The organism is Actinoplanes sp. CA-051413 (assembly GCF_050955795.1).
In the GTDB taxonomy this organism is placed as follows: domain Bacteria; phylum Actinomycetota; class Actinomycetes; order Mycobacteriales; family Micromonosporaceae; genus Actinoplanes.
The window spans coordinates 1495748-1517833 of the sequence record NZ_CP192100.1 but is presented as its reverse complement, the minus strand read 5'-3'; the positions used below and the strand labels follow the sequence as shown (position 1 = coordinate 1517833).

The following is a 22086-nucleotide window of genomic DNA, read 5'->3' as shown; positions in this document are numbered from 1 at the left end:
CTCGTCTGGCCGAGATACTAGCGAATGCGAGATACTTGTGTCCACGAGTGAATCCGGCCCGGCCCCGTCCCGGACGACGCGGGAGGAGAGCATCGTCGAGTCGACCCGCCGGATGATCGCCGCGGCGGTGCTCTACAGCCACCAGGTGTCGGAGCAGCTCAAACTCGGACCCAGTGACGCCCAGTTCATGACGTTGCTGGAGGTGCACGGCCCGCTGACCCCGGGCCGGCTGGCCGAGCTGACCGGGCTGCGGACCGGCACGGTCACCGGGGTGCTGGACCGGCTGGAGGGCGCGGGCTTCGTCCGCCGCGACCGCGACCCGCACGACCGGCGCAAGGTGATCGTGTCGCTGGACGAGGAGCAGATCGCCGCCCGCGTGCATCCGCACTACACCGGGCAGGCCGAGCACATGGTCGCGCTGCTGGGCCGCTACGACGACCGGGAACTCGCGGTGATCGCCGACTTCATGACCGCCGTGGCCGGCGAGCCCATGCCCTGACCGGCCGGCCGGTCACTGGGTGCAGTGCGGATCCGGCTCGAAGGCGTCCGGCCGGCCGCGGGCCAGGCGAGCGGCCTGCCGGTCGACCAGCCCGTGCGCCCGCCGCCGGGCGGCCGACCGGCGAGCTGCTGCCCGGTCGGCCCGCCGGCGCAGAGCCAGCGCCGATCGCTCGCGCAGCCTGGCCTGCCACCGCAGGGCTTCGTCCTCGGTCATCCGCGCCGCGCTGGCAGCGGCGGCGGTCGGTGCGCTCATGTCCTGTCCCCTCGCCGGGCCTGACGGACATCGTTCCGGGACGGTGTGACATTTCCGCCGAGGTGCGGGGGCAGTTGTGCGATCGAGTACGCCGGTGCCCGTTCCCGGACTGCGACCATCCGCCGGAAAGGAGGTCGATCAGATGATCCAGAGGTACGGGGTGCGGATCGGCTGGGCGGATCTGCCCGAACGGATCAGGGAGAAGGTCGAGGCCGTCATCGGCGGGCCGGTGGTGCACGCGGCCTCGCAGTCCGGCGGGTTCTCACCGGGGACGGCGGACCGGGTGCTCACCGCGGACGGCCGGCGGGCGTTCGTCAAGGCCGTCAGCCCCGCGCTGAGCACCCGCTCGATCGAGCTGGCCCGCGCCGAGGCATACGTCACCGCCCGGATGCCCGTGGAGGCGCCGGTGCCGCGGCTGCTCGCGGCTCTCGACGACGGCGAGTGGGTGGTGCTGATCCACGAGGACGTGGAGGGCCGGCATCCGCGTACCCCGTGGGTCGAGGACGAGATCCACGCGGCCGTGCGGACGCTGCGGGAGCTGGCCGACGCTCTCACGCCGTCGCCGGTGACCGGCGTGCCGACCGCGGCGGAGCACCTGGCCCAGTGCTTCGGGGGCTGGGCCCGGATCGCCGCCGACCCGCTGCCCGATCTGGACCCCTGGGTGGCCGCGCACCTCGACGACCTGCGGGCCGCCGCGGACCGCGGCCTGGCCGCGGTCGCGACCGGTGCCACCCTCGCGCACTGCGACGTGCGGGCCGACAATCTTCTGGTACGCCCGGACGGCTCGATCGTCGTGGTGGACTGGCCGTACGGGTGCATCGGACCGGCCTGGCTGGACACCGTCCTGCTGGCGATGAACGTGCTGGTGCACGGCGGCCCGGGCGACCGGCTGCTGACCGGCATCGACCCGCGGACGGCGGCCGCCGTCATCGCGGGCTTCACCGGCGACTTCCTGGACCGCTCCCGGCATCCCTCACCGGGCATCCCGCACGTCCGGGAGTTCCAGCGCGCCCACGCCGAGGCCATGCTGCCCTGGCTGCGACAGCGCGTTCCCGGCTGACCCGCACGGCGTGCTCGCGCGGGTGACCGCCAGATGGGAGCTGCGGCACACCTTCGCGGGGCGGGCAATCCGGGGCATTAGGCTGGTACGCCTGACCTGGGCTTCGGCGTGGCGGCCCGGATGGTCCCCCCTTCCACGTGCACCAGAATCCGACATGGAACGGAAAGTGATGATCGACCAACCCAAGGTGCGAGTCCTGCTGCTCGAGAGCATTCACCCGGACGCGGTGTCCCGGCTCGAGGCAGAGGGTTACCAGGTCGAGTCCGTCGCCGGCGCCCTCGACGAGGTCGAGCTGGTCGAGCGCATCCAGGGTGTGCAGCTGCTCGGCATCCGGTCCAAGACCCGGGTGACCGCGAAGGTCCTGGAGGCCGCGGACAGCCTCGTCGCGATCGGCGCGTTCTGCATCGGCACCGACCAGATCGACCTGGCCGGCGCCTCCCAGGCCGGCATCGCCGTCTTCAACGCGCCGTTCTCCAACACCCGCTCGGTGGTCGAGCTGGCCCTCGCCGAGATCATCGCGATGACCCGCCGGCTCACCGAGAAGAACAACCTCATGCACGAGGGCATCTGGGACAAGGCGGCCCACGGCAGCCACGAGGTCCGCGGCCGCCGGCTCGGCATCATCGGGTACGGCAACATCGGCACCCAGCTCTCCGTGCTCGCGGAGAACCTCGGCATGCACGTGTCCTTCTACGACACCGCCGACAAGCTGGCCCTGGGCAACGCCCAGCGCTGCGCCAGCCTCGACGAGCTGCTGGCGAGCTCGGACGTGGTGACGCTGCACGTCGACGGGCGGCCGGGCAACGCGGGCTTCTTCGGCGCCGAGCAGTTCGGCCGGATGCGCCCCGGGGCGATCTTCCTCAACCTGTCGCGCGGCATCGTGGTCGACCACGTGGCCCTGCGCGACGCGCTGACCAGCGGGCACCTCGCCGGCGCGGCCGTGGACGTCTTCCCGAAGGAGCCGAAGGGCCGCGGTGACGAGTTCGTCTCGGAGCTGCGCGGCCTGCCGAACGTCATCCTCACCCCGCACATCGGCGGGTCCACCGAGGAGGCCCAGTCGGACATCGGCGACTTCGTGGCCAACAAGCTCGTGCACTTCGTGCAGGAGGGCAACACCACGCTGAGCGTCAACCTGCCCAGCGTCGCCCTGCCGGCCAGCACCGACATGAGCCGCGTCATCCACGTGCACCTGAACATGCCGGGTGTGCTGGCCCAGGTCAACAGCATCCTGGCCGAGCACCACGTCAACGTCGAGGGCCAGCTGCTGAGCACCCGCGGCGAGTACGGCTACCTGATCACCGACATCAGCGGCAGCTACAGCGCCGACGTCCTGGACCGGCTGCGCGGCATGAGCCAGACGGTGCGGCTCCGGGTCCTCTGATCCGCCCGGCCCGGGTGCGCTACTTCGCCGTCTCGACGGAGAGCAGCGTGACCCGGGCTTCCGCGGTCACGTCGTAGCGGTCGTTGGTGGTCCAGCCCTTGGGCGTCAGCGTCGATCCCGGCTTGACGTCGCGCAGGGTGCGCTTGCCCGCCGCCACTGTCTTGGCCCCGCCCTGCATCTGCACCCGCACCGGGAAGCCGGCCGGGCTGTTCAGCGACAGTTCGTCGACGGCGCCCGTGACCTTCAGCGCGACCGTGCCGGCCGGCTTGGGCAGGGCGATCTCGGTGACCCGGGAGCCGGCGACCAGGTCGATGCCGTCGACCTGCCCACCGGCGAAGTCGATGCGCTGCTCGTCGGTAGCCCCGGCGAAGCGCAGGTTCCACACCACCTTCGTGGTGAGGACCACCTCGACGGCGCCGGTGGTGCCGTCGCCGTCGGGGACCAGGCTGAGCTGCACGCGGTCCTGGGCCAGCACGGGCTTCGGGACGAGACCGGCGTCCTCGGCGGTGGAGATCCGGTAGAGCTCGTCGCCGAGGTCCTGGCTGCGCACGGTGATCTTGGTGACGGCGGTGGACAGCTCGAAGGACGCGGCTGTGCGACCGTCGATCGGCGCGGTCGCGGTCCGGTCGCCGGACTTGCCGGCGCCGAGCTCCAGCACCGAGGTGAGGCTCTTGTCGGAGCCGGAGAAGTAGCTGACGCCCGCGACAGTGCCGCCGAGCAGCACGGCGAGACCCAGCACGAAGCCGGCGACCAGCACGCCACGGCCGCGGGGCGCCGGCTCGGCGAGCAGCTGCGGCTCGGCGGCCTGGTGCGGGTGGCGGGCGGCGCGGTGGGGGCGGATCTCGCGGCCGGGACCGCCGATGAAGTCGCCGATGCCCTCGTCGTGCTCGACCGGCGGGGCCGGGCGCGCCGACCGGCTCGGGACCGGCGCCTGCTCCCCGGTCCGGGCCGACCGGGTCTGGACCGGCGCCTGCTCGCCGGTCATCGAGCGGACCGGGTACGGCGGCGGGCCCGCCGGCGGCGGGAGGAACGGCGCGCCGGAGACGGGCGAGGGACGGCCCTGGTAGTTGCCGATGGTGGCGTGGCTGCCGGTGTGGTTGCCAATGGTGGCGTGGCTGCCGGTGTGGTTGCCGCTGATCGGACCGGCGGTGAAGCCGAAGGAGGCGCGGCCGGGGCCGGCGGGCGGGGCCGGGCCGTACTCGGGCTCCGGCGGGTCCGCGGCGGGTACGTCCGCGGCCGAGGAAGCGGTACGGGGTGACCCGAAGGCACTCCAGCTCGGGGAGTCGGCCATGTCTTCCTCATCAGCATCGTTACGGAACGAGTTCACAGCGGGTGGTCGCCGGTAGGGTGCCGGTTCGGATTCGGTCCGGCGGTAGAGCGATTCGTTGTCACGGTTGGCCCAGTCGGCACCCGACGTCGACGCGAGTTCCGCCAGCGCGACGGACACATCGGACGAATCGGCGATCGAACGTTCCACGCGATGTCCTCCAACTCGCGCCGGCGCCGACAATCTTCGACAGGCGCTCCGGCGAGAAGTACGGATCCCGCGGCTTAACGGATGAGTACGAGCGAGAATTACTCTCCGTTAGAACGGTCGGGGCTGAGCAGCCCACGCCGCGTGGCCACCGCGACGGCCTCGAGCTGGCTGTGCGCACCGAGCTTGCCCAGCACAGCCTTCACATAGCCACGGCAGGTGTGCACGCTGATGCCCAGCCGCCGGGCGATGGCCCGCGGGTCCAGCCCGGAGCCCATCAGCACCAGCACCTCGTGCTCGCGGGCGGTCAGCCCACCGGCGCGCGGACCGACCACCGGGGTGGTGCTGCGCAGCAGCCGGGCCAGGATGTCGGTCGACACCGTCATGCCGCCGCCGTGCGCGGTGTGGACAGCGTTGAGCACGTCGCCGAGGGGCCCGTTCTTCGACAGGAAACCCGAGGCCCCGGCCGCCGTGGCCCGGCCCACCAGGGCGGACTCGTTGTTCGCCGTCAGCACCACAAAACGGGTGTCGGGCTGGCGGTGCCGCAGCAGCTCGGCGATCGCGATGCCGTCGGCGTCCGGAAGGTCCGGATCCATCAGCACCACGTTCGGCCGCAACTCCTGGACGAGCCGGATTGCCTGCTCGCCGGTCCGCGCATGCCCCACGTAGCGCAGGTCCGGTTGCCCGGCCAACGCCACACCGAGCAACTCGGCGAACGTCTGATGCCCGTCCACCACGAGCACCGTGATCGCCTCGCCCATTCATGCCTCCTGATCCGCCAGCGCTGGAAGTCTATGTGTCCCGCGCCGGAAGCCAAGGCGTACCAACAGTCGGACAGCACCTGCGAGCCACGTCGATCGCTCGGTACGCGCGCCGACGGGATGAGTCCGAGCGGCCGCCATAACTCGTATCTTCGGTGGAGCCCACCCCTCGCTTTCGGGGTGCCAAACGAGGCGGCGGACGCTTGTCGCGTGACCGTCGCCCGTACAGGGTCTTACGCCATGTACGACATCCAGCTCTTCGGCCGACTCGAGGTCCGCACCCGGGGCGTACGCCTGACCGGTCGCGACTTCGGCGGCGTCAAGCCCCGCCACATCCTCGCACTGCTCGCCCTGCGTGGCGACCTGCACAAGGCGGAGCTGGCCGAACTGCTCTGGGGCGGCCGGCCGCCGGCCAACCATCAGGCCACGGTGGAGAGTTATGTGTCCCTTTTGCGCCATCGACTCGACCCGGACGGGCAGACGCGTGACTCGGTGATCACCACGCGCAACGGCGGCTACGCCCTCGTCGCCGATCAGGTCCGGGTCGACGTGGCCCGCTTCGACGAGCTGGTCGCCGCCGCCTCGGGCCGTACGGCCGGCCGGGCCCTGCGCCCGCTGACCGCCGCCGCCCACGTGGCCGCCCGGCCGCTGCTGGAGGACGTCGAGCAGCACGACTGGGCCGACCAGGCCCGCGAGCGGTACCGGGCCCGGCTGGTGGCGACCCTGCTGGACGCCGGTGGTCACGCCCTCACAGCCGGTGACCCGCGGGAGGCGCTGGCCCTGGCCGACCGGGCGGTGGGACTGGATCCGGTCGCCGAGCGGGGCTGGGCGATCGCGATGGCCGCGCATCGGCTGGCCGGGGACCGGGTGGCGGCGCTGCGGGCGTACGACCGGTGCCGGCGCGAGCTGGCCGAGGGGCTGGGCGTGGAGCCGTCGAACCAGACCCGGGCGCTGTTCCTGGAGCTGCTGCGCGAGGACGGCACCGGGACCCCGCTGGAGTTGGCGGTGACTGCGGTCCTGGCTGCGGCCGGCGAGCAGCACGGGCCCGAGTCGGTGAGCGGGCTGCTGCGCCGGGCCGCCGAACTGGCCGGGTAGCCGGCGGGCTGTGACGCAACTCAAATAGCGCGCGGACCGGGCGGCAACGGCGAAGAATCCCGGGCGTGGAAACGACGCTGCTGCCCGTACCGCTGGCTCCGGAGATCTCGCTGCACCTGGCCGACGGCCGGGTGGGGTTGTTCGACGGCACCGGCGGCGCGTTCAGCAGCGACGTGCCGCCGCCGTTCTGGCTGTTCGTCTGGGCCGGTGGCCAGGCACTCGCCCGGCACGTCCTGGACCATCCCGAGATCGTGCGCGGCCGCTCGGTGCTCGACGTGGCGTCCGGTTCCGGCGTGGCGGCGATCGCCGCGGCGAAAGCCGGCGCGTCCCGGGTGACGGCCCTGGACGTCGATCCGCTCGCGGTGGCCGCCGCGGCCCGGAACGCGGCCGCGAACGGCGTCGCCGTCGAGACCCGAGCGCTCGACATAGCCGACTCGGACGTGCCCGCGGACGTGATCCTGGCCGGTGACGTCTTCTACACCCGCACCGTCGCCGACCGGATGGCGACCCGGATGCGTCGCGCCGGCCGCGAAGGCACCCGGGTCCTGGTTGGCGACCCCGGCCGGGGGTACTTCCCGGAGCGACTCTTCACCCGAGTGGCCGAGTACGTCGTGCCCGTCCCAGCCGTTTTGGAGGAGACGGAGTCACTGCTCACGGGCGTGTGGGAGATGCGCACCACAATCGCGGCCTGATGGGTGAACGGAAATGCTTTCACCAACCAACAAGTTGTACGCTGCACGCATCTTGATGGGAGGTGCAGTGGTGACCGAAGGTGAAGCCGAGGAGGCCGGCGGACGGCTGGCCGAGCAACTTGTGCGATTCGCCCGGCTCGGTGCGCGCGCCAAGGGCATGCTCCACGTGGGGGACTTCGGTGCCGAGTTCTCCGCGCTCATGCTGCTGTTCCCGCTCCGGCACCTCGGCCCGATGCGCGTCACCGACCTCGCCGAGGTCAAGGGCGCGGACCCGTCCACGATCAGCCGGCAGGCGGCTCAGCTGGTCAAGGCCGGTCTCGCCCGCCGAGAGGCCGATCCGGCCGACGGCCGCGCGTCCCGCCTCGCCATCACGCAGGAGGGCCTGGCGGCCTGCCTGCAGCTCCACCAGGCACGCAACGACCTGATCAGCAAGGCCCTCAGCGGCTGGCCGGTCGAGCGGGTGCGTGCGTTCGCCGAACTGTTCGAAGAATTCAACAGCTCCGTCGAGGCGCTCGTGCGCTGCGACCCAGCCGTACCAGCACGGGAGAACGCGTGAGTAACTCCAGCACCACCGCACCCGCGGGGACGGGACCCGCGGCGAGCGCTCCGGGCGCCGGGCAACCGTCGGCGGAATTCACCCACCGGCAGATTCTGACCATCCTCGCCGGCCTGATGATGGGCATGTTCCTGGCCGCCCTGGACCAGACAATCATGGCCACCGCGACCCGCACGATCGCCGACGACCTGCGCGGCTTCGACCTGCAGGCGTGGGCCACCACGGCCTTCCTGATCACCTCGACGATCTCGACGCCGCTGTACGGCAAGCTCTCCGACATCTACGGCCGGCGCGGCTTCTTCCTGTTCGCGATCGCCGTCTTCGTGATCGGCTCGGTGCTCTGCGGCATGTCGCAGAGCATGTACGAGCTGGCCGCGTTCCGGGCGATCCAGGGCATCGGCGCCGGTGGCCTGATGTCGATGGCCCTGGCGATCATCGGCGACATCGTGCCGCCCCGCGAGCGCGCCAAGTACCAGGGCTTCTTCCTCGCCGTGTTCGGCACCGCCAGCGTCATCGGCCCGCTGCTCGGCGGCTTCTTCGCCGGCCAGGACACCATCCTGGGGATCACCGGCTGGCGCTGGATCTTCTACCTGAACGTGCCGATCGGCATCGCCGCGATGCTCGTCGTGGCCCGCGTGCTGCACCTGCCGCACACCCGTACCGACCACCGGATCGACTGGCCGGGCGCGGTCGCACTGATCGTCGGCCTGGTGCCGCTGCTGACCGTGGCGGAGCAGGGCCGCAGCTGGGGCTGGGACTCACCGCGGGCGCTGGGCTGCTACGCGATCGGGCTCATCGGCATCGTCGGCTTCATCCTGGCCGAGCGCGCCTACAAGGACGAGGCGCTGCTGCCGCTGCGGCTGTTCCGCAACCGGACCGTGGCGGTCGGCTCGATCTCCAGCACGATCATCGGTATGGCCATGTTCGGCGGCCTGCTGACCGTGCCGCTGTACCTGCAGATCGTCAAGGGCTCCTCGGCGACCGAGGCCGGCCTGCAGATGATTCCGTTCGTGATCGGCATCATGGCCGGCTCGATCACCGCCGGTCAGCTGATCGCCCGCACCGGCCGTTACCGGATCTTCCCGATCATCGGCAGCACGCTGATGCTCCTCGCGCTCGGGCTGTTCTCGCTGATCGGCGCCGACACCCCGCTCTGGAAGACCATGCTGATCATGGTGGTGATGGGCCTCGGCCTGGGCGGCAACATGCAGCCGATGATCACCGCCGTGCAGAACGCGGTCTCCCCGCGGGAGATCGGCGTGGCCACCAGCTCAGTGACCTTCTTCCGGTCGATGGGCGGCACGCTGGGCACGGCCATCTTCCTGTCGGTGCTGTTCAACGTCGTCGGCGGCAAGATCAGCTCGGCGTACCAGTCGGCTCAGGGCACGCCGGAGTTCCAGCAGGCGGTCGCGGCCGACCCGAGTCAGTTGCAGACGTTGCAGCAGGCTCAGAGCGGCGACGCGCTGAACGACACCTCGTTCCTCGGCCGGCTCTCCGACGTGGTGTCGCACCCGTTCAAGGTCGGCTTCTCCGACGGCATCCACGTGGTGTTCCTGCTGGCGGCGGCCGTGATGATCCTGGGCCTGATCGTGGTCCTGTTCCTGCCGGAGATCCCGCTGTCCCAGCGCTCGGCGCAGCAGCAGCGCGCCGACGACGTGCTGGCCGCGCAGCACAGCAACGGCGTGCCCGGCGAGGTCGGGGCGGGTCCCGAGGTGGAGACCAAGAGCTCCCGCTGACCGCGGACGACACCGGAGGGTACGAGCGCAGCCAGCGCTCGTACCCTTCTTCGTATGGCAGTTGTGAAGATCAACGCGATCGGTCCCCGAGGGCGCCGGCCCCGAGCTGGAGCAGCGCTTCGCCGCCCGGCAGGGCGCGGTGGAGAACGCCCCGGGCTTCCTGGGCTTCGAGTTGCTGCGCCCGGTCGCCGGCGAGACCCGGTACTTCGTCTACACCCGCTGGGAGACCGAGGAGGACTTCCAGGCGTGGTCGGCCGGCTCGGGCCGGGCGGCCCACGCCGGTGAGCGCAGCCGCCCGGTGGCGTCGGGCGCGAGCCTGCTGGAGTTCGAGGTCGTCCAGCGCGTCGAGAAGTAGGCCCGCCAGGACACGTCCTAGGCCTCGGCGTTGCGGGCGGCCGCCGCGATCAGCCGTTCCGCCACGGCCCGGCGGTCCAGGCCGAGACGCTGGGCGGTCTCCCGCAGCACCGTGTAGGCCTCCTGCACGCCGCAGCCCCGCTGGGCGATGATCACCCCGGCGGCCCGGTCGACCGTCGCGCCCTCGCGCAGCCCCTCCCGCCGGCCCAGCTCACCGAGCAGCAGCTCGGCCTGGTTCACGATGGCCATCGCGGTCAGCAGCAGCTCGGGGTCGAGGCCGCCCGGCGTGGCGACGAACAGGCTCAGCGCCCCCACCGAGGAGCGCTGCACGTCCAGCGGGATCGCCACGACGCTGTGCACCCCTTCCGAGCGGGCGCACTCGGCCAGCCGCGGCCAGCGCGGGTCGGACTGCAGGTCGGGGGCGGTGACCAGGGCGCGGGTCCGGGCCGCTTCCAGGCCGGGACCGTCGCCGCCGGCGTACTCGAGGTTGTCCAGCGCCTTGGCCGCCGTCCCGGAGGCGGCGACAACCGGCGGGCCGCCCTCCCCGATCAGGGCCACCGAGCAGCGCAGGGTGCCGGGAACGGCCCCGGCGGCGAAGGCGGCGAGGCGATCGAGCGCCTGCGGCACGTCGTCAGCACCGAGCAGTCGGGCGGTGAGCTCGTGCAACAGCCCGGCGAGCTCCACCGGGTGCGGCCCGGACGGCAGCTCGGCTGCGCCGGACGCCGGCCGGCCGGCCCGCGGGATCAGGTCAAGCCGGACTTCCGGGACGGCGATGGCGGTCACCGGGGACTGCTCTCCCCCGGCACCGGTCATGAGGGGACCCGCGGCAGCGGAGGTGAGCGCGGCGGGTGTGGCGTCCGGTGCGGCCAGGATTGTTTTCACGGTCGCCGGCGGGCGACGACCGGTGCCGCGGACCTGATCGGGGCTCGCGGCCATGCCGGAGCCGGGCACTCGACGCGAGACGTTGCGCCCGAAGCTTCGTTGCGGGGCTGCCATCCGGCCGATGGTGCCATGCGGATCGGTGAACACGAAAGTCATGTCCACTACCGGGTGCCGTCCCCCGGCGTGATCGTCTGGTCCGACGATCGGTGCTCCAGGAACGAGCTGGGCGCCGCCTCCAGGTCGGCCTCGCGCTCGTCCGACTCGGCGAGAATGGCCTCGGCCTGCGCCCGGGGGTCCGTGCTGCCACCCGCGCTGCGTTCCTCGGGCAGCAGGTCGGCGGCTCGCTGCTCTGTCCGGTCGTCTGTCATGGCGGCGGGATACCCCCGCCGCGGCGAACCGAACCTGCATCATGATCGATGTCCCGCCCGTGCCCTGGCGATGGGCGAAGGTCTGCCCGGACGCAAAAGCGCCGCTCCCGGCGGACCGGGAGCGGCGCGATCGCAGATGTCGGTGTGCAGGTCGCCTCTCGGCGAAAGGCTCAACGCGGCTCCAGCCGAACGGTAATCCGCGAAGGCAAAGGGTGAGGCCCGGGGACACTGATCACACCGACATCTGATCCAACCGTCGGCCGGGCCCGCCGATTCCGGTAGCGGTTGTGACTCAGGCCACACCGTTTGACGACCCTCCCCCCGGGTAGACGAAGCAGCGTGAGTGACTTCCAGGTGCTGGACGACTACCTCGACGAGGCTTTCACCGGGCAGGAACGGCTCAGCAGCGCCGACCTGCAGCGCGGGGCCATCGCCGCCGACCTGCCCGCCACCGCGCTGACCCGCATCGACGCGCTGCCCGAGGGGGAGTACGCCCAGGACGAGGCGGCCGAGGCGCTGCGGGCGCTGGACACCTGATCCCCGTCGAAGCCCCGACGACCTCGATGCCCGACCAAGGAGCGAGATGACCCAGCAGAACGAACGCCTGCCGGCCTTCGGCGACGAGGAAGCCGTACCGGACGGCGACAGCGACTTCGCCGGCGAACACTCCGACACCGCGGTGGACCGAGAGGTCATCGAGGGCGAGAAGGGCGAGGAAGAGAGCTCGCGCGGCTGGTCCGGCCTGGAGCGTGAGGGCCCGCCCTGACCGCATCACCCAGCACAGCGAACAGCCCCCGGCCGAGCGGCCGGGGGCTTACTCGTTCCAGGGTCAGGCCGCCTGGGCCAGCGCCGGCCGGTCGTTCTCGTCGCTCTGGTGGTCACCCTCCGCGGCCTCCTTGGCCAGGGAGTACGCCATCTGCAGGAAGTCGGACGCCGCCGTGGCGGTGAAGACCGTGGCCGCCAGCCGGGTCAGCCGGGGCGCGAAGACCAGGCCGCTGGTCAGCCCGGTGGCCACCCACACCGCCAGGCAGAACGGGCAGCTGAGCAGCTCACCGACGGAGTGGCGCAGGGAGCTGCCCTGGTCGCGTACCTCTTCGTTGATCTCGCCGCTGCCGCCCGGCTCCGCATAGCGGGTGAACGGCGCGCGCAGCGGGCTGGTGATCGCGTCCTTGGCGATCAGCCGGCTCAGCTTGTGCGTCGCGATGGAGATCAACACGATGTCGGCGGTGGCCGGCCGGTCCGGTACCGGCTTCGCGGTCAGCTTGGCGGCGGCGGCCAGACTGCCGGCGAGCAGTCCGAACGCCCCCATCGTCGCGACATAGCCGTCCAGCGGCCGGTGCTCGTGAGGTGCATAGTCCCGCCGCAGCCGGTTCAGCCGGCCGCGTACCGAGGAGATCATGAAGTCCGGGGTCCTCTCAGAAGTCCTGGGTGAGCCGGCCCGGATCGACCTCACGGCCGGGGTACCGGGACAGGTACGCGTTCTCCAGCTCCTCGGTCCGCCGCAGGTGGTTGGCCAGGGCGGCGTCGGGCCCGTGCCGCAGCGTCTGCAGCCGGGTGCGGTGCAGGCTGGCCAGCTCACGGAACAGATCGTCGTCGGCCAGCCCCGCGGGGTCGATGCCGTTCTCGGAGACGACGGTCTCGTCGCCGGCGGAGTCGAGCCGGGCGTCGGTCATGACGGCGCTCCCTTCCTCGGTCGCTGAAGTACTTGCTGCAACGGTTGCCCGTGCGCCCTGCCGCCAAACCCGCCGGTACGCTGAGGGACATGAAAGGGCTGTGGACCCCCGCGTGGATCGCGCGCCACATCCTGGCGCTCGTGCTCGTGGCCGGCTTCCTGGCCCTGGGCTGGTGGCAGTTCAGCCGGGCCACCGGCGGCAATTCGCTCAGCTGGGGCTACACCTTCGAATGGCCGGTGTTCGCCCTCTTCGTGGTGTTCATCTGGTTCCGCGAGGTCCAGCAGGAGCGCCGCGCGGCCCGCGCCGCCGAGCAGGACGGACCGGCGGAGGCGGAGCCACAACCGGAGGAGCAGCCGCCCGTGCCGCGCCAGGATGCCCCGGTGACCGTGCGCCGCCCGGTCCGCGTGCCGGTGGCGCAGGTGGCGCCGGCCGACGACGACGATCCCGAGCTGGCCGCCTACAACGACTACCTCAGCTGGCTGGCCGCCCACCCCGGAGCCCGGCCGAGCGACTATCCCGGCCGTCGCGCCAGCGCCGGCTGAGTCCAGACCGTCGAGTTCCAGCGAGTTCAAGGACGTGCACTATGCAGGGAGCCCTCACCCGCTACCGGATCATCGCCTGGATCGTCGGCGTGGTCCTGATCGCGCTCGTGCTGGTCGGCATGCCGCTGAAGTACCTGGGTGACAACGACACCGTGGTGGCCGCGATCGGCCCGATCCACGGCTTCCTGTACATGGTCTATCTGGTCGCCGCCTTCGACCTGAGCCGCCGGGCGCACTGGCCGCTGGGCCGGATGCTGCTGGTGATGCTGGCCGGCACGATCCCGTTCTTCTCCTTCTGGGCCGAACGGGTCGTCTCGCACAAGTGGGTCCCGGCCGCCCGCACTTCCCCGCCGGCCATGGCAGAGTAGGAAAGTAACGCTGCGGAACGGATTTGTTGCCCGCCGTTATCGGGATCATTCTCTTATTTGTGATCATTGGCGCAAGTCACTCTTCGGGCTCTTGTGTTAATGCCGCGCGCCGATAAGTTAATGCGGTTGGTCCGGTCCGCAGCCACACCCTCGGTGGCGCCGGCCAACGCCGCCGAATCCTCGCCGGCGGAAACGGACGACCAGATCCCCCACGGTCACCGCCTCCGCCACGACGAACCGGGGAACCAACCGAAGCAGCACCGGGGTGAATCCGCGCGAGCGGTAGGGGCCTTCTTCCCGCCCCGAACCCGTCAGCTAACCCGGTAGGCGGCCCGAGCGGAAGAAAGGCACAAACCGTTGCCACACGCCCGCACGAGGCTCCGTGCGCTGGTGGTTGCCGCCCTGGCGATCGCGATCACCGGCACCACCGCGACCGCCGCACACGCGGAACCGTCGACGAGTGAGCTGACGAAGAAGATCGACAAGGCGTCCGATCAGCTCGAGGACGTCGTCGAGTCGTACAACAAGATGAACATCAGCCTCAAGCAGACCAAGGACCAGGAAAAGAAGCTGGCCGCGTCGCTGGCCCCGGCCAAGGCCGCGCTGGAGGCCGCCGGCACGCAGATGGACGCGATCGCGGCGTCGGCGTACAAGACCGGCAACATCGGCACCATGAACGTCGTGCTCGAGGGCGCGGACAACCTCATGGACAGGATGAGCATCCTCGAGCAGATCTCCCGCAGCCGCGGCCGCGACATCGCGGAGTACCGCGCGACGACGGAGAACTTCGCCGAGCGCCAGGCCGCCCTCAAGGCGACCCAGAAGAAGCAGGAAGCCGAGGCCAAGGCCCTCAACGCGCGCAAGAAGAAGATCGAGGGCGACCTCAAGAAGCTGTACGCGATGCGCACCGCCGCCTACGGCTCTCCCACCGAGAAGTCCAGCAAGTACACCGGCAACATCCCGTCCATCGCGGGCTCCGCCGGTAAGGCTGTCACCTTCGCCTACAACGCCCTCGGCGTCATGTACGACTACGGCGCGGACGGGCCGAACGGTTACGACTGCTCGGGCCTGACCTCCGCCGCCTGGCGGGCCGCCGGCAAGTCGCTGCCGCACAACGCCGCCGCGCAGTACAGCGCGACCACCAGGATCTCGCGGTCCGAGCTCAAGCCGGGCGACCTGGTCTTCTACCGCAGCAACGGACACGTCGGCATCTATGTCGGCGGTGGCCAGATCATCGACGCCTCCCGCGCGGGCCAGCCCGTCAAGAAGCGCACGATCGACATCATGACCCCGAACGGCTACGGCCGGGTCACCTGAGCCGGGTGACCTGAGTCAGCAGGCACGAGAAAAGGCCGGTGTCCCCTCGGGGGTCACCGGCCTTTCGCCGTACTTGGCGGTTGCCTTACGCGGCCTGCAGGCCCTCGGCCCGGGCCAGCTCACGCAGCCGGCCGAGCGCCTGGATCTCCAGCTGGCGGATGCGCTCCCGAGAGAGCGAAAACCGCGACGCCACCTCAGTCAGCGAGTGCTCGCGACCGTCCTCCAGGCCGTACCGGGCGCGCATGATGCCCGCCGACCGGTCGTCGAGGTGGTTCAGCAGTCCCTCGATGCGCTGACGCTCCAGCGCGGTCAGGACGATCTCCTCGGGCGACGGCGCATCGCTGTCGGCGACCAGGTCGCCGAGGTTGGTGTCGCCGTCGTCGCCCACCGGGGTGTCCAGGGACACGGTGTCCTGGGCCCAGCGGGTCAGCTCGGTGACGCGCTCCACCGTCACGCCCAGCGCCGCGGCGACCTGCGCAGGCTCCGGGTCGGCGCCGAGCTCGCGGACGAGCTGGCGGGTGACGTTGCGCATCCGGTTGACGTCCTCGACCAGGTGCACGGGCAGGCGCACGGTGCGCTCCTGCTGGGCGATGGCCCGGCTGATGGCCTGGCGGACCCACCACGTCGCGTAGGTCGAGAACTTGTAGCCACGCTCGTAGTCGAACTTCTCGACGGCGCGCACGAGGCCGGTGTTGCCCTCCTGGATGAGGTCGAGCATCGGCATGCCCGAGCGCACGTAACGGCGGGCGATCGACACGACCAGTCGCAGGTTGGCGCGAATGAAGAGATCCTTCGCCCGCTTGCCCTCGGTGACCAGCCGCTCCAGCTCTTCCCGGCTCACGCCGCGACGGACCTCGCCGGTGTCGAGCAGGTGCTCGGCGTAGAGGCCGGCCTCGATTGCCTTGGAGAGGTCGACCTCCCTGGCAGCATCCAGCAGCGGCGTCCGGGAGATTTCGTGCAGGTAGACTCCGACGAGGTCGCGCTCCTCGGCGACCTGGTCGGTCCTCATCACGGTGTTCTTCTCCACGTTGCCCACGGTCCCCTCATTGCCTTCACTAACCCTGTTACGGGCAATACCTGCGTCCATCAGCCCTCCCCGTAACGTCCGCAGTTCATGCATTGCGGTGCTGACACATACCTGAACAGTTGGCGCCCTGCGCTGATTCCGGCTGGTGAGTCGAAAGTGTCACGAGTGTCTGAGCATCAGCTGAGAGCCGCGTGCATACTTACTGAAGAGGGCTCTCGCAGAGGTATTCGGAGCAGCACCCGCCGGTGGATGCGTGATGAGACGCATACCCTGTGCCCGCTTCATGACACCATCGGCCCCTCTTCGTCACAGCGACGGGCATCACGGATTCCGCTGCGATGCTCATCACTACCCAGTACGGGCTGGTAGCCGATTGGGTTCACGTCCAGCATCGACAGGTTGCCGTCCGGCTTGACCCAAACGCCACGGCGAAAGCTCCCGCCGCCGACCGCGAACGGGACCACCTGCCACGATGCGGCACGACAAGCCCCAGTTCACTCGCCCGTACGGGTGACCCTCCGGGGAATGACGGCCGTTCGGCGGGCCGCCCCGGCCGTTCCACCGAGTCCCGACGGCAGTGATGCGAAACACACCGTTACGGTTCTCGGTATGGAGCGCAGTGTGCTGGTTACGGGTGGAGCGGGCGGGCTCGGCGGGGCCGTCCTCGAGGTGCTGCGCGATCAGGGCTGGCGCGTCGTCGCCCCGGTCCGGGCGGGCGCCGAACGGCTGCCCAAGGGTGTGTTCTCGGTCACGGCTGAGCTGACCCACCCCGACGCTGTCGCCGACGCGGTGGCCGTCGCGACCGCCGAGCCCGGTGCGCCCCTGCGCGCGGTGGTGAACCTGGCCGGCGGATATGCCGGCGGCGGCCCGGTGCACGAGACGCCGATCGAGGACTTCGAGGCGATCCTGCGGTCCAACCTGCGCCCGACGTACCTGGTGACCGCGGCCGCGCTGCCCCACCTGGTGGCAGCCGGTGGCGGCTCGGTGGTGTGCGTCTCGTCGCGCGCGGCGGTCGCCCCGTTCGCCGGAGCGGCCGGGTACGCGACTGCCAAGGCCGCAGTGCTGGCCTTCGCGAACGCTGTCGCCGTCGAATACAAGAAGAGCGGGGTGCGCTGCAACACCGTGCTGCCCAGCGTCATCGACACGCCGGCCAACCGGGCCGCCCAGCCGGCCGCCGACTTCTCCCGCTGGGTCACCCCGGCCGAGATCGCCCAGGTGATCGGTTTCCTGGCCGGGGACGGCTCGGCACCGACCAGCGGCGCCGCCATCCCCGTCTACGGCCGGGCCTAGAAACCCTCGGCCAGCTGGTAGGTCAGCACCGAGGCGGCCGCGGCCAGGGTCGCCACGGTCACCAGCAGCGCCCGGGCATGGGCCACCAGCATCGTCGCCGGTCCTCGCGAGCCGGCCGGCACCCGGGGCATCGGGACCACCGCCGGCACCGGCATCCACGCCCGTAGGTGCTCCAGCAGAGCCTGCTGCACCTGCTCCGGGGTGCCGTTCGCGTCGATCACCACGAAGGTGGGGTGCTCGGGCAGGGACTCGTACGCAGCCGTGGCCGCGCGCAGGTAGTCCATCTCCTCGTGGTCGTAGCCGCGCCGCTCGATCCGCTCGTACGCGACGGCGGGATCCACGGCCAGCAGGAACGTCACGTCCGGGGCGGGGAACACCCGGTAGGCCAGGCGGGCGCGGCGCTCGGCCCTGTTCAGCCGCTCGGGGCGAGGGGTCTTGGCGTGCGCGCGGATGCTCGCGTACTGGCAGACCGCGTACCTGTCCATGATCGCGATTTCGCCCGTGACCGTGCGGCGCAGCAGCGTGCGCAGGATCGCGAGCCAGCGCAGCACCGACTCGACGAAGAGCATCGCCTTGCGGCCGAGCAGGTGCTCGCCGTCGCGCCGGCCCAGCGCCGTGGCCAGCCGGCCGAACCAGCGGCGGCCGCCGGCGTTGCGCCGGTACGTCGCCGGCAGGCCCCGGGCGGCCAGGACGGTCGCCAGCTGGTGGGCCTGGGTGGTCTTGCCGGAACCGTCGATGCCGACCAGCGCCACCGTGCGCAGCGGGCGGACGGCGGTGACCGAGTGGTGCTGGACCGGGTGCTGATCGTCGAAAGCGGGGCGGGCGGAACCGAGGTCAGGGACCATACCCACCAACGGTACCCGGGCCAGTCACGCTCGGTTCCGGCCCGAGCCGTGCTGCTGGTGTGAAGGCATCCGGCTCCGGGTAGACCGGAAGTGCCAAACGCACATCAATCGACGCAGGGAGACCGCCATGCCGCACCGGGTGGACGAGGGCCTGGTCAACACGCTCAAACGGGTTGCCTCCGTGCTCAAACAGGCGGAAGTCCCGTTCGCGCTCGGCGGCAGCTTCGCGGTCTACGCCCACGGCGGGCATTCCAGCGATCACGACGTCGACTTCCTGATCCGCGAGCAGGACAAGGCCCGGGCGCTCGAGGAGCTGTCCGCGGTCGGCTTCGAGGTGGAGCAACCGCCCGAGGACTGGCTGGTCAAGGTCTTCGACGAGGGCCGGATGGTGGACCTCATCTACCGCCCGGTCGAGTCGCCGGTGACCGACGCCACGCTGCGGGACACCGTGATGCGCCCGGTCGAGGCGATCAACATGCCCGTGCTGTCGGCGACCCAGCTGATGGTGCACAAGCTGCTGAGCTACACCCAGCACTACTGCGACTTCGCCACCGGCCTGCCGGTCGCCCGGTCCCTGCGCGAGCAGATCGACTGGGACAGGGTCCGCGAGGAGACCGCGAAATCGCCGTACGCGGAGGCGTTCCTGGTCCTGCTCGACCGCCTGGACGTGGTCGCACAGCCGGGGGAAGCACGTCTGACAGTGGGGGGTTGAGATGACACCACAGCTCGACGAATACGTGGAGGCGGAGATCCAGCGCCTGCTCACCGAGAACGGTGCGATCGCCGAGCAGGGCATCACCCTGCAACGCCGCGAGCACCTGCTGGTGCTCGGCGGTGAGGTGGAGAGCGCCCAGCGGCGCGACGAGATCTGCCGGCAGATCACGGCGAACTTCCCGGACGTGGAGATCGCCTGCGACATCGGCATCGTGCGCGCCGCGGCGCCCAGCGAGGTGGAGGAGATCTCATGATCCGGATCGCCGCCGTGGGCGACGTCCACGTCGACAAGGACGTCCTGGGCCGCTACCGGCCCGCGCTCGAACAGCTGCCCGGGGTCGCCGACGCGCTGCTGATCGCCGGGGACCTGACCCGGCACGGCACCGTCGAGGAGGCCAAGTGCATGGCGATCGAGTTCGGCGAGCTGGGCGTACCGGTCGTCGTCGTGCTCGGCAACCACGACCACCAGAGTGACCAGCAGGACGCGCTCAGCGACGTGCTCCGCGACGCCGGCATGACTGTGCTGGAGGGCGACGCGACCGTCCTGGAGATCAACGGTCACCGGCTCGGCATCGCCGGCGCCAAGGGCTTCGGCGGCGGGTTCGCCGGGGCGTGTGCCAGCTCGTTCGGCGAGCGCGAGATGAAGAACTTCGTCGGTACGACCGAGGCGATCGCCGAGCGGCTCGGTGCGGCGCTGCGGGGGCTCGACTGCGATGCCCTGGTGGCGCTGACCCACTACGCCCCGGTGCCCGAGACGCTGGTCGGTGAGCCGCTCGAGATCTATCCGTTCCTGGGGTCGTACCTGCTGGGTCAGGCGATCGACTCGGCCCCGACGGCGCTGGCCCTGCACGGGCACGCGCACCACGGCAGTGAGCGGGGCCGTACGCCCGGCGGCGTGCCCGTGCGCAACGTGGCGCACCCGGTGATCAAGCAGGCGTACAACGTCTACCAGCTGCTGTCGGAGGACGTCGACGCCGGTCTCGCGACCGTCTGACGACCGCCCGGCCGTCCGGCCCCGTCCCGCCCGCGAGGGTGGTGGCGGGGCCGCTGTCGTTGGTGGAGTTTTTCGCCCCGGTGCCCCGGCTCACAGGTTTTGGATTTTTGGCCGTCGGGTACCAGATCGACATGTCACTTTTGCTTTGGATCCTCGCAGTCATCCTCGTGGTCGCCGGCATCCTCGCGCTGTTCCGGCGGCAGATCCTCTGGGGCGTCGTCCTCATCATCGTGGGTCTTCTCGTGGGCCCCGGTGGCGTCAGCATCTTCAGTTAGACCCCCCTCCCTCCCCGGCAGTTTCCTGACCGGTCACGACGACCGCACCGGGGCTGCCGTATGGCTACCTCTCGAAGGCAGCCATACGGTGGCCCCGGTTCTCTTTGTGTAGCGGGACGCACACGACGTGCGATGTCCCACATCGGACGTATGGCTCAATCCTCAGCGAACTGTTCCCGATGTTCGTGAGGGCGTGACGACAAAGTGGCCGAGGTCCATCACTTCACCTACGGAGCCTTCAACCCGATCGCGGCGTACCTGGTCGCGGTGCTCGGTTCCTTCCTCGGCCTGCTCGCCACCGGCCGGGCGCGCAGCGCCCGCTCCCGCAGCCGGCGCAACCGCTGGCTGGTCATCGCCGCCTTCTCGATCGGCGGCGCCGGCATCTGGCTCATGCACTTCACCGCGATGCTCGGCTTCGACGTGCCGCAGAGCCCGGTGCGGTACAACCCCTGGGTGACCATGGCGAGCCTGGGCCTGTCGGTGATCACCGTGGGCCTCGGGCTGATGGTCGTCGGGCACGGCCGGCGCAGCCTGCCGAAGATCGCGGTGGCGGGCTTCTTCACCGGCATCGGCGTGCTGGCCATGCACTACACCGGGATGGCCGGGCTGCACGTGTCGGGCAAGATTCACTTCAACCCGACCCTGGTCGCCGCGTCCGCGATCATCGCGGTCGTGGCCTGCGCCGCCGCCCTCTGGTTCGCCGTCTCGGTCAAGGGCATGGGCGCGATGACCGGCGCCGCCGCGCTGATGGGCATGGCCGTCTTCGGCATGCACTACACCGGGATGGCCAGCATGTCCGTCGAGCTCAGCCCGACCGTCTCCGGCCACGTCAGCGGCATCAAGCCACTGCTGATGATCGTGCCGATCACGCTGGTCAGCGCCGCCCTGATCCTCGGTGTCGCGCTCAGCGCCCTGCAGGCGATGACCGACGAGGAGTTCACCTTCGGCGACGGGGTGCCGCGCCGCGGGATGCACGCCGAGAACCCCTGGTCGCTCAAGCAGGCGTCGATGTCGGCCATGCGGCGCACCCCCGGCAGCCGCCCGTCGCCCGGCACCCGGCCCTCGCCGCGCCCGGTCCCGCTGCGCCCCAAGCCGCTGATCGACGAGCCGCTGATCGACGTCCCTTCCTGATCGTGGACCCACGCGGCGGCCGAGTCCGGTATACCTGATCGGCATGGCGCCAAGGATGCTGCTGTCGATGCCGTTGCACGCGATCACCGAGGTGTACGGCGAGGCGGGTCTGCGCGAGCGGTTCTCCCTCGAACTGCTCGAGTTCCCGCCCGACGACCGGCGGCAGCTGGAGGAGGCGCTGGAGCTGGCGGCCCGGCTGCACGCCGACGACCGGCGGGTCCGCGAGCCGTACCTGAACCACCTGCTGCGGGTCGCGATCCGGATCATCCGCTACTACGGCATCCGGGACGTGGACGTGCTCACGGCGGCCCTGCTGCACGACGCCGTGGAGGACCATCCGGCCGAGCTGGCCGGCCTGGACCCGACGCTCGGGCACCAGACGCTGACCGACGCCGCGGTGGCCGAGCTGGCCCGGCGGTTCAACCCGCGGATGGCCGAGCTGGTCCGGTCGGTCACCAACCCGGAGTACGACCCGGAACGCGACAAGCACGAGCAGTACCGGGCCCACGTGGCCGACAATCTGGACCGCGACCCGTGGGCCCGGATCATCAAGATCTCCGACTTCACCGACAACGGCGTCGGAGTCATCCACACCACATATGACAAGGCTCGCAGCTCGGCGATCAAGTACCGGCCGCTGGTGCCGAAGCTGCGGGAGCTGGTCGGGCGCCCGGACACCCCGCTGTCCGTCGCCGCGAAGGACCACATCCTGGACCAACTCGATTTAGCGGAGGAACGCTTCGCCGCGATTCTGGACGGCTGACCCCGGTTCGGCGCCCCGCCGCCGTTAGCCTGGGAGC

Annotated in this window: 28 protein-coding genes, 1 pseudogene and 1 riboswitch; of the genes and pseudogenes, 20 read left to right on the top strand and 9 right to left on the bottom strand. The window is 70.8% G+C overall.

The annotated features are described in order from the left end of the window. Positions 1 to 37: 37 nt before the first annotated feature. Positions 38 to 499: a MarR family winged helix-turn-helix transcriptional regulator gene (locus tag ACQP2Y_RS07230; protein WP_433725721.1), complete on the top strand. Its 462-nt coding sequence runs from the start codon at positions 38 to 40 to the stop codon at positions 497 to 499. Positions 500 to 511: 12 nt separating this feature from the next. On the opposite strand, the gene ACQP2Y_RS07225 is transcribed toward ACQP2Y_RS07230, so the two are convergent. Then, positions 512 to 751, bottom strand: coding sequence for a hypothetical protein (locus ACQP2Y_RS07225; RefSeq protein ID WP_433725719.1), 240 nt, complete (start codon positions 749 to 751; stop codon positions 512 to 514). Between the two features lie 142 nt (positions 752 to 893). Here ACQP2Y_RS07225 and ACQP2Y_RS07220 point away from each other — a divergent pair, with 142 nt between their 5' ends. Both ACQP2Y_RS07220 and serA read left to right on the top strand, forming a co-directional pair. Beyond that, positions 894 to 1811: a phosphotransferase family protein gene (locus ACQP2Y_RS07220; protein WP_433725717.1), complete on the top strand. Its 918-nt coding sequence runs from the start codon at positions 894 to 896 to the stop codon at positions 1809 to 1811. Between the two features lie 154 nt (positions 1812 to 1965). Beyond that, positions 1966 to 3192: a phosphoglycerate dehydrogenase gene (gene serA, locus ACQP2Y_RS07215; protein WP_433725715.1), complete on the top strand. Its 1227-nt coding sequence runs from the start codon at positions 1966 to 1968 to the stop codon at positions 3190 to 3192. 19 nt (positions 3193 to 3211) lie between these two features. On the opposite strand, the gene ACQP2Y_RS07210 is transcribed toward serA, so the two are convergent. Together ACQP2Y_RS07210 and ACQP2Y_RS07205 are read right to left on the bottom strand one after the other, a co-directional pair. Then, positions 3212 to 4483: a hypothetical protein gene (locus tag ACQP2Y_RS07210; RefSeq protein WP_433725713.1), complete on the bottom strand. Its 1272-nt coding sequence runs from the start codon at positions 4481 to 4483 to the stop codon at positions 3212 to 3214. A 284-nt stretch (positions 4484 to 4767) separates the two neighbouring features. Beyond that, a complete protein-coding gene (locus ACQP2Y_RS07205; protein WP_360554959.1) occupies positions 4768 to 5427 on the bottom strand; it encodes a response regulator transcription factor in 660 nt (219 codons plus the stop codon). A 210-nt stretch (positions 5428 to 5637) separates the two neighbouring features. Here ACQP2Y_RS07205 and ACQP2Y_RS07200 point away from each other — a divergent pair, with 210 nt between their 5' ends. The 5 genes and pseudogenes from ACQP2Y_RS07200 to ACQP2Y_RS07180 all read left to right on the top strand — a co-directional run bounded on the left by ACQP2Y_RS07200 (position 5638) and on the right by ACQP2Y_RS07180 (position 9861). Then, positions 5638 to 6522: an AfsR/SARP family transcriptional regulator gene (locus tag ACQP2Y_RS07200; protein WP_433725711.1), complete on the top strand. Its 885-nt coding sequence runs from the start codon at positions 5638 to 5640 to the stop codon at positions 6520 to 6522. A 65-nt stretch (positions 6523 to 6587) separates the two neighbouring features. Continuing rightward, positions 6588 to 7214 (top strand): class I SAM-dependent methyltransferase, encoded by a 627-nt coding sequence (locus ACQP2Y_RS07195; RefSeq protein ID WP_433725709.1) that lies wholly within the window; start codon positions 6588 to 6590, stop codon positions 7212 to 7214. A gap of 70 nt (positions 7215 to 7284) precedes the next feature. Further along, positions 7285 to 7770, top strand: coding sequence for a MarR family winged helix-turn-helix transcriptional regulator (locus ACQP2Y_RS07190; RefSeq protein ID WP_433725707.1), 486 nt, complete (start codon positions 7285 to 7287; stop codon positions 7768 to 7770). Continuing rightward, positions 7767 to 9506 carry an MDR family MFS transporter gene (locus ACQP2Y_RS07185; RefSeq protein WP_433725705.1) on the top strand — a complete coding sequence of 580 codons (1740 nt, stop codon included), beginning with the start codon at positions 7767 to 7769 and terminating at the stop codon, positions 9504 to 9506. Before ACQP2Y_RS07190 ends, ACQP2Y_RS07185 begins: the two co-directional genes overlap by 4 nt. A gap of 54 nt (positions 9507 to 9560) precedes the next feature. Further along, a pseudogene (locus ACQP2Y_RS07180) lies at positions 9561 to 9861 on the top strand (antibiotic biosynthesis monooxygenase family protein). Positions 9862 to 9878: 17 nt separating this feature from the next. On the opposite strand, the gene ACQP2Y_RS07175 reads toward ACQP2Y_RS07180, so the two are convergent. Together ACQP2Y_RS07175 and ACQP2Y_RS07170 are read right to left on the bottom strand one after the other, a co-directional pair. Continuing rightward, on the bottom strand, positions 9879 to 10898 hold the full coding sequence (locus tag ACQP2Y_RS07175) for an ANTAR domain-containing protein (protein WP_433725703.1): 1020 nt from the start codon (positions 10896 to 10898) through the stop codon (positions 9879 to 9881). 5 nt (positions 10899 to 10903) lie between these two features. After that, on the bottom strand, positions 10904 to 11110 hold the full coding sequence (locus ACQP2Y_RS07170; RefSeq protein ID WP_433725701.1) for a hypothetical protein: 207 nt from the start codon (positions 11108 to 11110) through the stop codon (positions 10904 to 10906). A gap of 339 nt (positions 11111 to 11449) precedes the next feature. On the opposite strand from ACQP2Y_RS07170, the gene ACQP2Y_RS07165 reads away from it, so the two are divergent. Continuing rightward, positions 11450 to 11647, top strand: a complete 198-nt coding sequence (locus ACQP2Y_RS07165) for a hypothetical protein (RefSeq protein ID WP_433725699.1) — start codon at positions 11450 to 11452, stop codon at positions 11645 to 11647. A gap of 46 nt (positions 11648 to 11693) precedes the next feature. Next, positions 11694 to 11876, top strand: a complete 183-nt coding sequence (locus tag ACQP2Y_RS07160) for a hypothetical protein (protein ID WP_360827039.1) — start codon at positions 11694 to 11696, stop codon at positions 11874 to 11876. Positions 11877 to 11939: 63 nt separating this feature from the next. Here the strand turns inward: ACQP2Y_RS07160 and ACQP2Y_RS07155 are convergent, their stop codons facing one another. Together ACQP2Y_RS07155 and ACQP2Y_RS07150 are read right to left on the bottom strand one after the other, a co-directional pair. Then, positions 11940 to 12509, bottom strand: coding sequence for a DUF1360 domain-containing protein (locus ACQP2Y_RS07155; protein ID WP_433725697.1), 570 nt, complete (start codon positions 12507 to 12509; stop codon positions 11940 to 11942). A gap of 16 nt (positions 12510 to 12525) precedes the next feature. Next, positions 12526 to 12783: a DUF6158 family protein gene (locus tag ACQP2Y_RS07150; RefSeq protein WP_360827036.1), complete on the bottom strand. Its 258-nt coding sequence runs from the start codon at positions 12781 to 12783 to the stop codon at positions 12526 to 12528. A gap of 89 nt (positions 12784 to 12872) precedes the next feature. Here ACQP2Y_RS07150 and ACQP2Y_RS07145 point away from each other — a divergent pair, with 89 nt between their 5' ends. The 3 genes from ACQP2Y_RS07145 to ACQP2Y_RS07135 all read left to right on the top strand — a co-directional run bounded on the left by ACQP2Y_RS07145 (position 12873) and on the right by ACQP2Y_RS07135 (position 15010). Beyond that, positions 12873 to 13325 (top strand): hypothetical protein, encoded by a 453-nt coding sequence (locus ACQP2Y_RS07145; protein ID WP_433725695.1) that lies wholly within the window; start codon positions 12873 to 12875, stop codon positions 13323 to 13325. A gap of 41 nt (positions 13326 to 13366) precedes the next feature. Continuing rightward, positions 13367 to 13693 (top strand): DUF3817 domain-containing protein, encoded by a 327-nt coding sequence (locus ACQP2Y_RS07140; RefSeq protein WP_360554977.1) that lies wholly within the window; start codon positions 13367 to 13369, stop codon positions 13691 to 13693. Positions 13694 to 13902: 209 nt separating this feature from the next. Next, a riboswitch (cyclic di-AMP (ydaO/yuaA leader) is annotated at positions 13903 to 14037 on the top strand. 46 nt (positions 14038 to 14083) lie between these two features. Next, entirely contained in the window at positions 14084 to 15010 is a 927-nt protein-coding gene (locus tag ACQP2Y_RS07135) for an NlpC/P60 family protein (protein ID WP_433725693.1), read from the top strand. A gap of 85 nt (positions 15011 to 15095) precedes the next feature. On the opposite strand, the gene ACQP2Y_RS07130 is transcribed toward ACQP2Y_RS07135, so the two are convergent. After that, complete coding sequence (locus tag ACQP2Y_RS07130) at positions 15096 to 16097, bottom strand: sigma-70 family RNA polymerase sigma factor (RefSeq protein WP_041840672.1); 1002 nt, start codon at positions 16095 to 16097, stop codon at positions 15096 to 15098. 549 nt (positions 16098 to 16646) lie between these two features. On the opposite strand from ACQP2Y_RS07130, the gene ACQP2Y_RS07125 reads away from it, so the two are divergent. Continuing rightward, complete coding sequence (locus ACQP2Y_RS07125; RefSeq protein WP_433725691.1) at positions 16647 to 17327, top strand: SDR family NAD(P)-dependent oxidoreductase; 681 nt, start codon at positions 16647 to 16649, stop codon at positions 17325 to 17327. Here the strand turns inward: ACQP2Y_RS07125 and ACQP2Y_RS07120 are convergent. Beyond that, entirely contained in the window at positions 17324 to 18172 is an 849-nt protein-coding gene (locus ACQP2Y_RS07120) for a dTMP kinase (RefSeq protein WP_433725689.1), read from the bottom strand. The genes ACQP2Y_RS07125 and ACQP2Y_RS07120 overlap by 4 nt on opposite strands. A gap of 127 nt (positions 18173 to 18299) precedes the next feature. Between ACQP2Y_RS07120 and ACQP2Y_RS07115 the strand changes: the two genes are divergently transcribed. The 6 genes from ACQP2Y_RS07115 (at position 18300) to ACQP2Y_RS07090 (ending at position 22049) form a co-directional block, all read left to right on the top strand. Further along, positions 18300 to 18884, top strand: a complete 585-nt coding sequence (locus ACQP2Y_RS07115) for a nucleotidyltransferase (RefSeq protein WP_360825900.1) — start codon at positions 18300 to 18302, stop codon at positions 18882 to 18884. Position 18885: 1 nt separating this feature from the next. Next, complete coding sequence (locus ACQP2Y_RS07110) at positions 18886 to 19140, top strand: hypothetical protein (RefSeq protein ID WP_360554983.1); 255 nt, start codon at positions 18886 to 18888, stop codon at positions 19138 to 19140. Next, the gene (locus ACQP2Y_RS07105; RefSeq protein ID WP_433725686.1) at positions 19137 to 19880 is read left to right on the top strand and encodes a metallophosphoesterase family protein; all 744 of its coding nucleotides are present in this window, start codon (positions 19137 to 19139) and stop codon (positions 19878 to 19880) included. The genes ACQP2Y_RS07110 and ACQP2Y_RS07105 overlap by 4 nt, the downstream gene beginning before the upstream one ends. 131 nt (positions 19881 to 20011) lie before the next feature. Then, entirely contained in the window at positions 20012 to 20155 is a 144-nt protein-coding gene (locus ACQP2Y_RS07100; RefSeq protein ID WP_360554986.1) for a GPGG-motif small membrane protein, read from the top strand. Positions 20156 to 20359: 204 nt separating this feature from the next. Beyond that, positions 20360 to 21286 carry an MHYT domain-containing protein gene (locus ACQP2Y_RS07095; protein WP_433725684.1) on the top strand — a complete coding sequence of 309 codons (927 nt, stop codon included), beginning with the start codon at positions 20360 to 20362 and terminating at the stop codon, positions 21284 to 21286. Positions 21287 to 21329: 43 nt separating this feature from the next. Beyond that, entirely contained in the window at positions 21330 to 22049 is a 720-nt protein-coding gene (locus ACQP2Y_RS07090) for an HD domain-containing protein (RefSeq protein ID WP_360825909.1), read from the top strand. The last annotated feature ends 37 nt before the right edge of the window (positions 22050 to 22086 follow it).

Coding starts and splice junctions, on each gene's coding strand:
- ACQP2Y_RS07205 (WP_360554959.1), bottom strand. CDS start 5,427: ATGGGCGAGGCGATCACGGTGCTCGTGGTGGACGGGCATCAGACGTTC.
- serA (WP_433725715.1), top strand. CDS start 1,966: ATGGAACGGAAAGTGATGATCGACCAACCCAAGGTGCGAGTCCTGCTG.
- ACQP2Y_RS07170 (WP_433725701.1), bottom strand. CDS start 11,110: ATGACAGACGACCGGACAGAGCAGCGAGCCGCCGACCTGCTGCCCGAG.
- ACQP2Y_RS07115 (WP_360825900.1), top strand. CDS start 18,300: ATGCCGCACCGGGTGGACGAGGGCCTGGTCAACACGCTCAAACGGGTT.
- ACQP2Y_RS07160 (WP_360827039.1), top strand. CDS start 11,694: ATGACCCAGCAGAACGAACGCCTGCCGGCCTTCGGCGACGAGGAAGCC.
- ACQP2Y_RS07125 (WP_433725691.1), top strand. CDS start 16,647: ATGGAGCGCAGTGTGCTGGTTACGGGTGGAGCGGGCGGGCTCGGCGGG.
- ACQP2Y_RS07155 (WP_433725697.1), bottom strand. CDS start 12,509: ATGATCTCCTCGGTACGCGGCCGGCTGAACCGGCTGCGGCGGGACTAT.
- ACQP2Y_RS07140 (WP_360554977.1), top strand. CDS start 13,367: ATGCAGGGAGCCCTCACCCGCTACCGGATCATCGCCTGGATCGTCGGC.
- ACQP2Y_RS07150 (WP_360827036.1), bottom strand. CDS start 12,783: ATGACCGACGCCCGGCTCGACTCCGCCGGCGACGAGACCGTCGTCTCC.
- ACQP2Y_RS07130 (WP_041840672.1), bottom strand. CDS start 16,097: ATGGACGCAGGTATTGCCCGTAACAGGGTTAGTGAAGGCAATGAGGGG.
- ACQP2Y_RS07110 (WP_360554983.1), top strand. CDS start 18,886: ATGACACCACAGCTCGACGAATACGTGGAGGCGGAGATCCAGCGCCTG.
- ACQP2Y_RS07175 (WP_433725703.1), bottom strand. CDS start 10,898: ATGACTTTCGTGTTCACCGATCCGCATGGCACCATCGGCCGGATGGCA.
- ACQP2Y_RS07100 (WP_360554986.1), top strand. CDS start 20,012: ATGTCACTTTTGCTTTGGATCCTCGCAGTCATCCTCGTGGTCGCCGGC.
- ACQP2Y_RS07105 (WP_433725686.1), top strand. CDS start 19,137: ATGATCCGGATCGCCGCCGTGGGCGACGTCCACGTCGACAAGGACGTC.
- ACQP2Y_RS07120 (WP_433725689.1), bottom strand. CDS start 18,172: ATGGTCCCTGACCTCGGTTCCGCCCGCCCCGCTTTCGACGATCAGCAC.
- ACQP2Y_RS07090 (WP_360825909.1), top strand. CDS start 21,330: ATGGCGCCAAGGATGCTGCTGTCGATGCCGTTGCACGCGATCACCGAG.
- ACQP2Y_RS07210 (WP_433725713.1), bottom strand. CDS start 4,483: ATGGCCGACTCCCCGAGCTGGAGTGCCTTCGGGTCACCCCGTACCGCT.
- ACQP2Y_RS07225 (WP_433725719.1), bottom strand. CDS start 751: ATGAGCGCACCGACCGCCGCCGCTGCCAGCGCGGCGCGGATGACCGAG.
- ACQP2Y_RS07220 (WP_433725717.1), top strand. CDS start 894: ATGATCCAGAGGTACGGGGTGCGGATCGGCTGGGCGGATCTGCCCGAA.
- ACQP2Y_RS07145 (WP_433725695.1), top strand. CDS start 12,873: ATGAAAGGGCTGTGGACCCCCGCGTGGATCGCGCGCCACATCCTGGCG.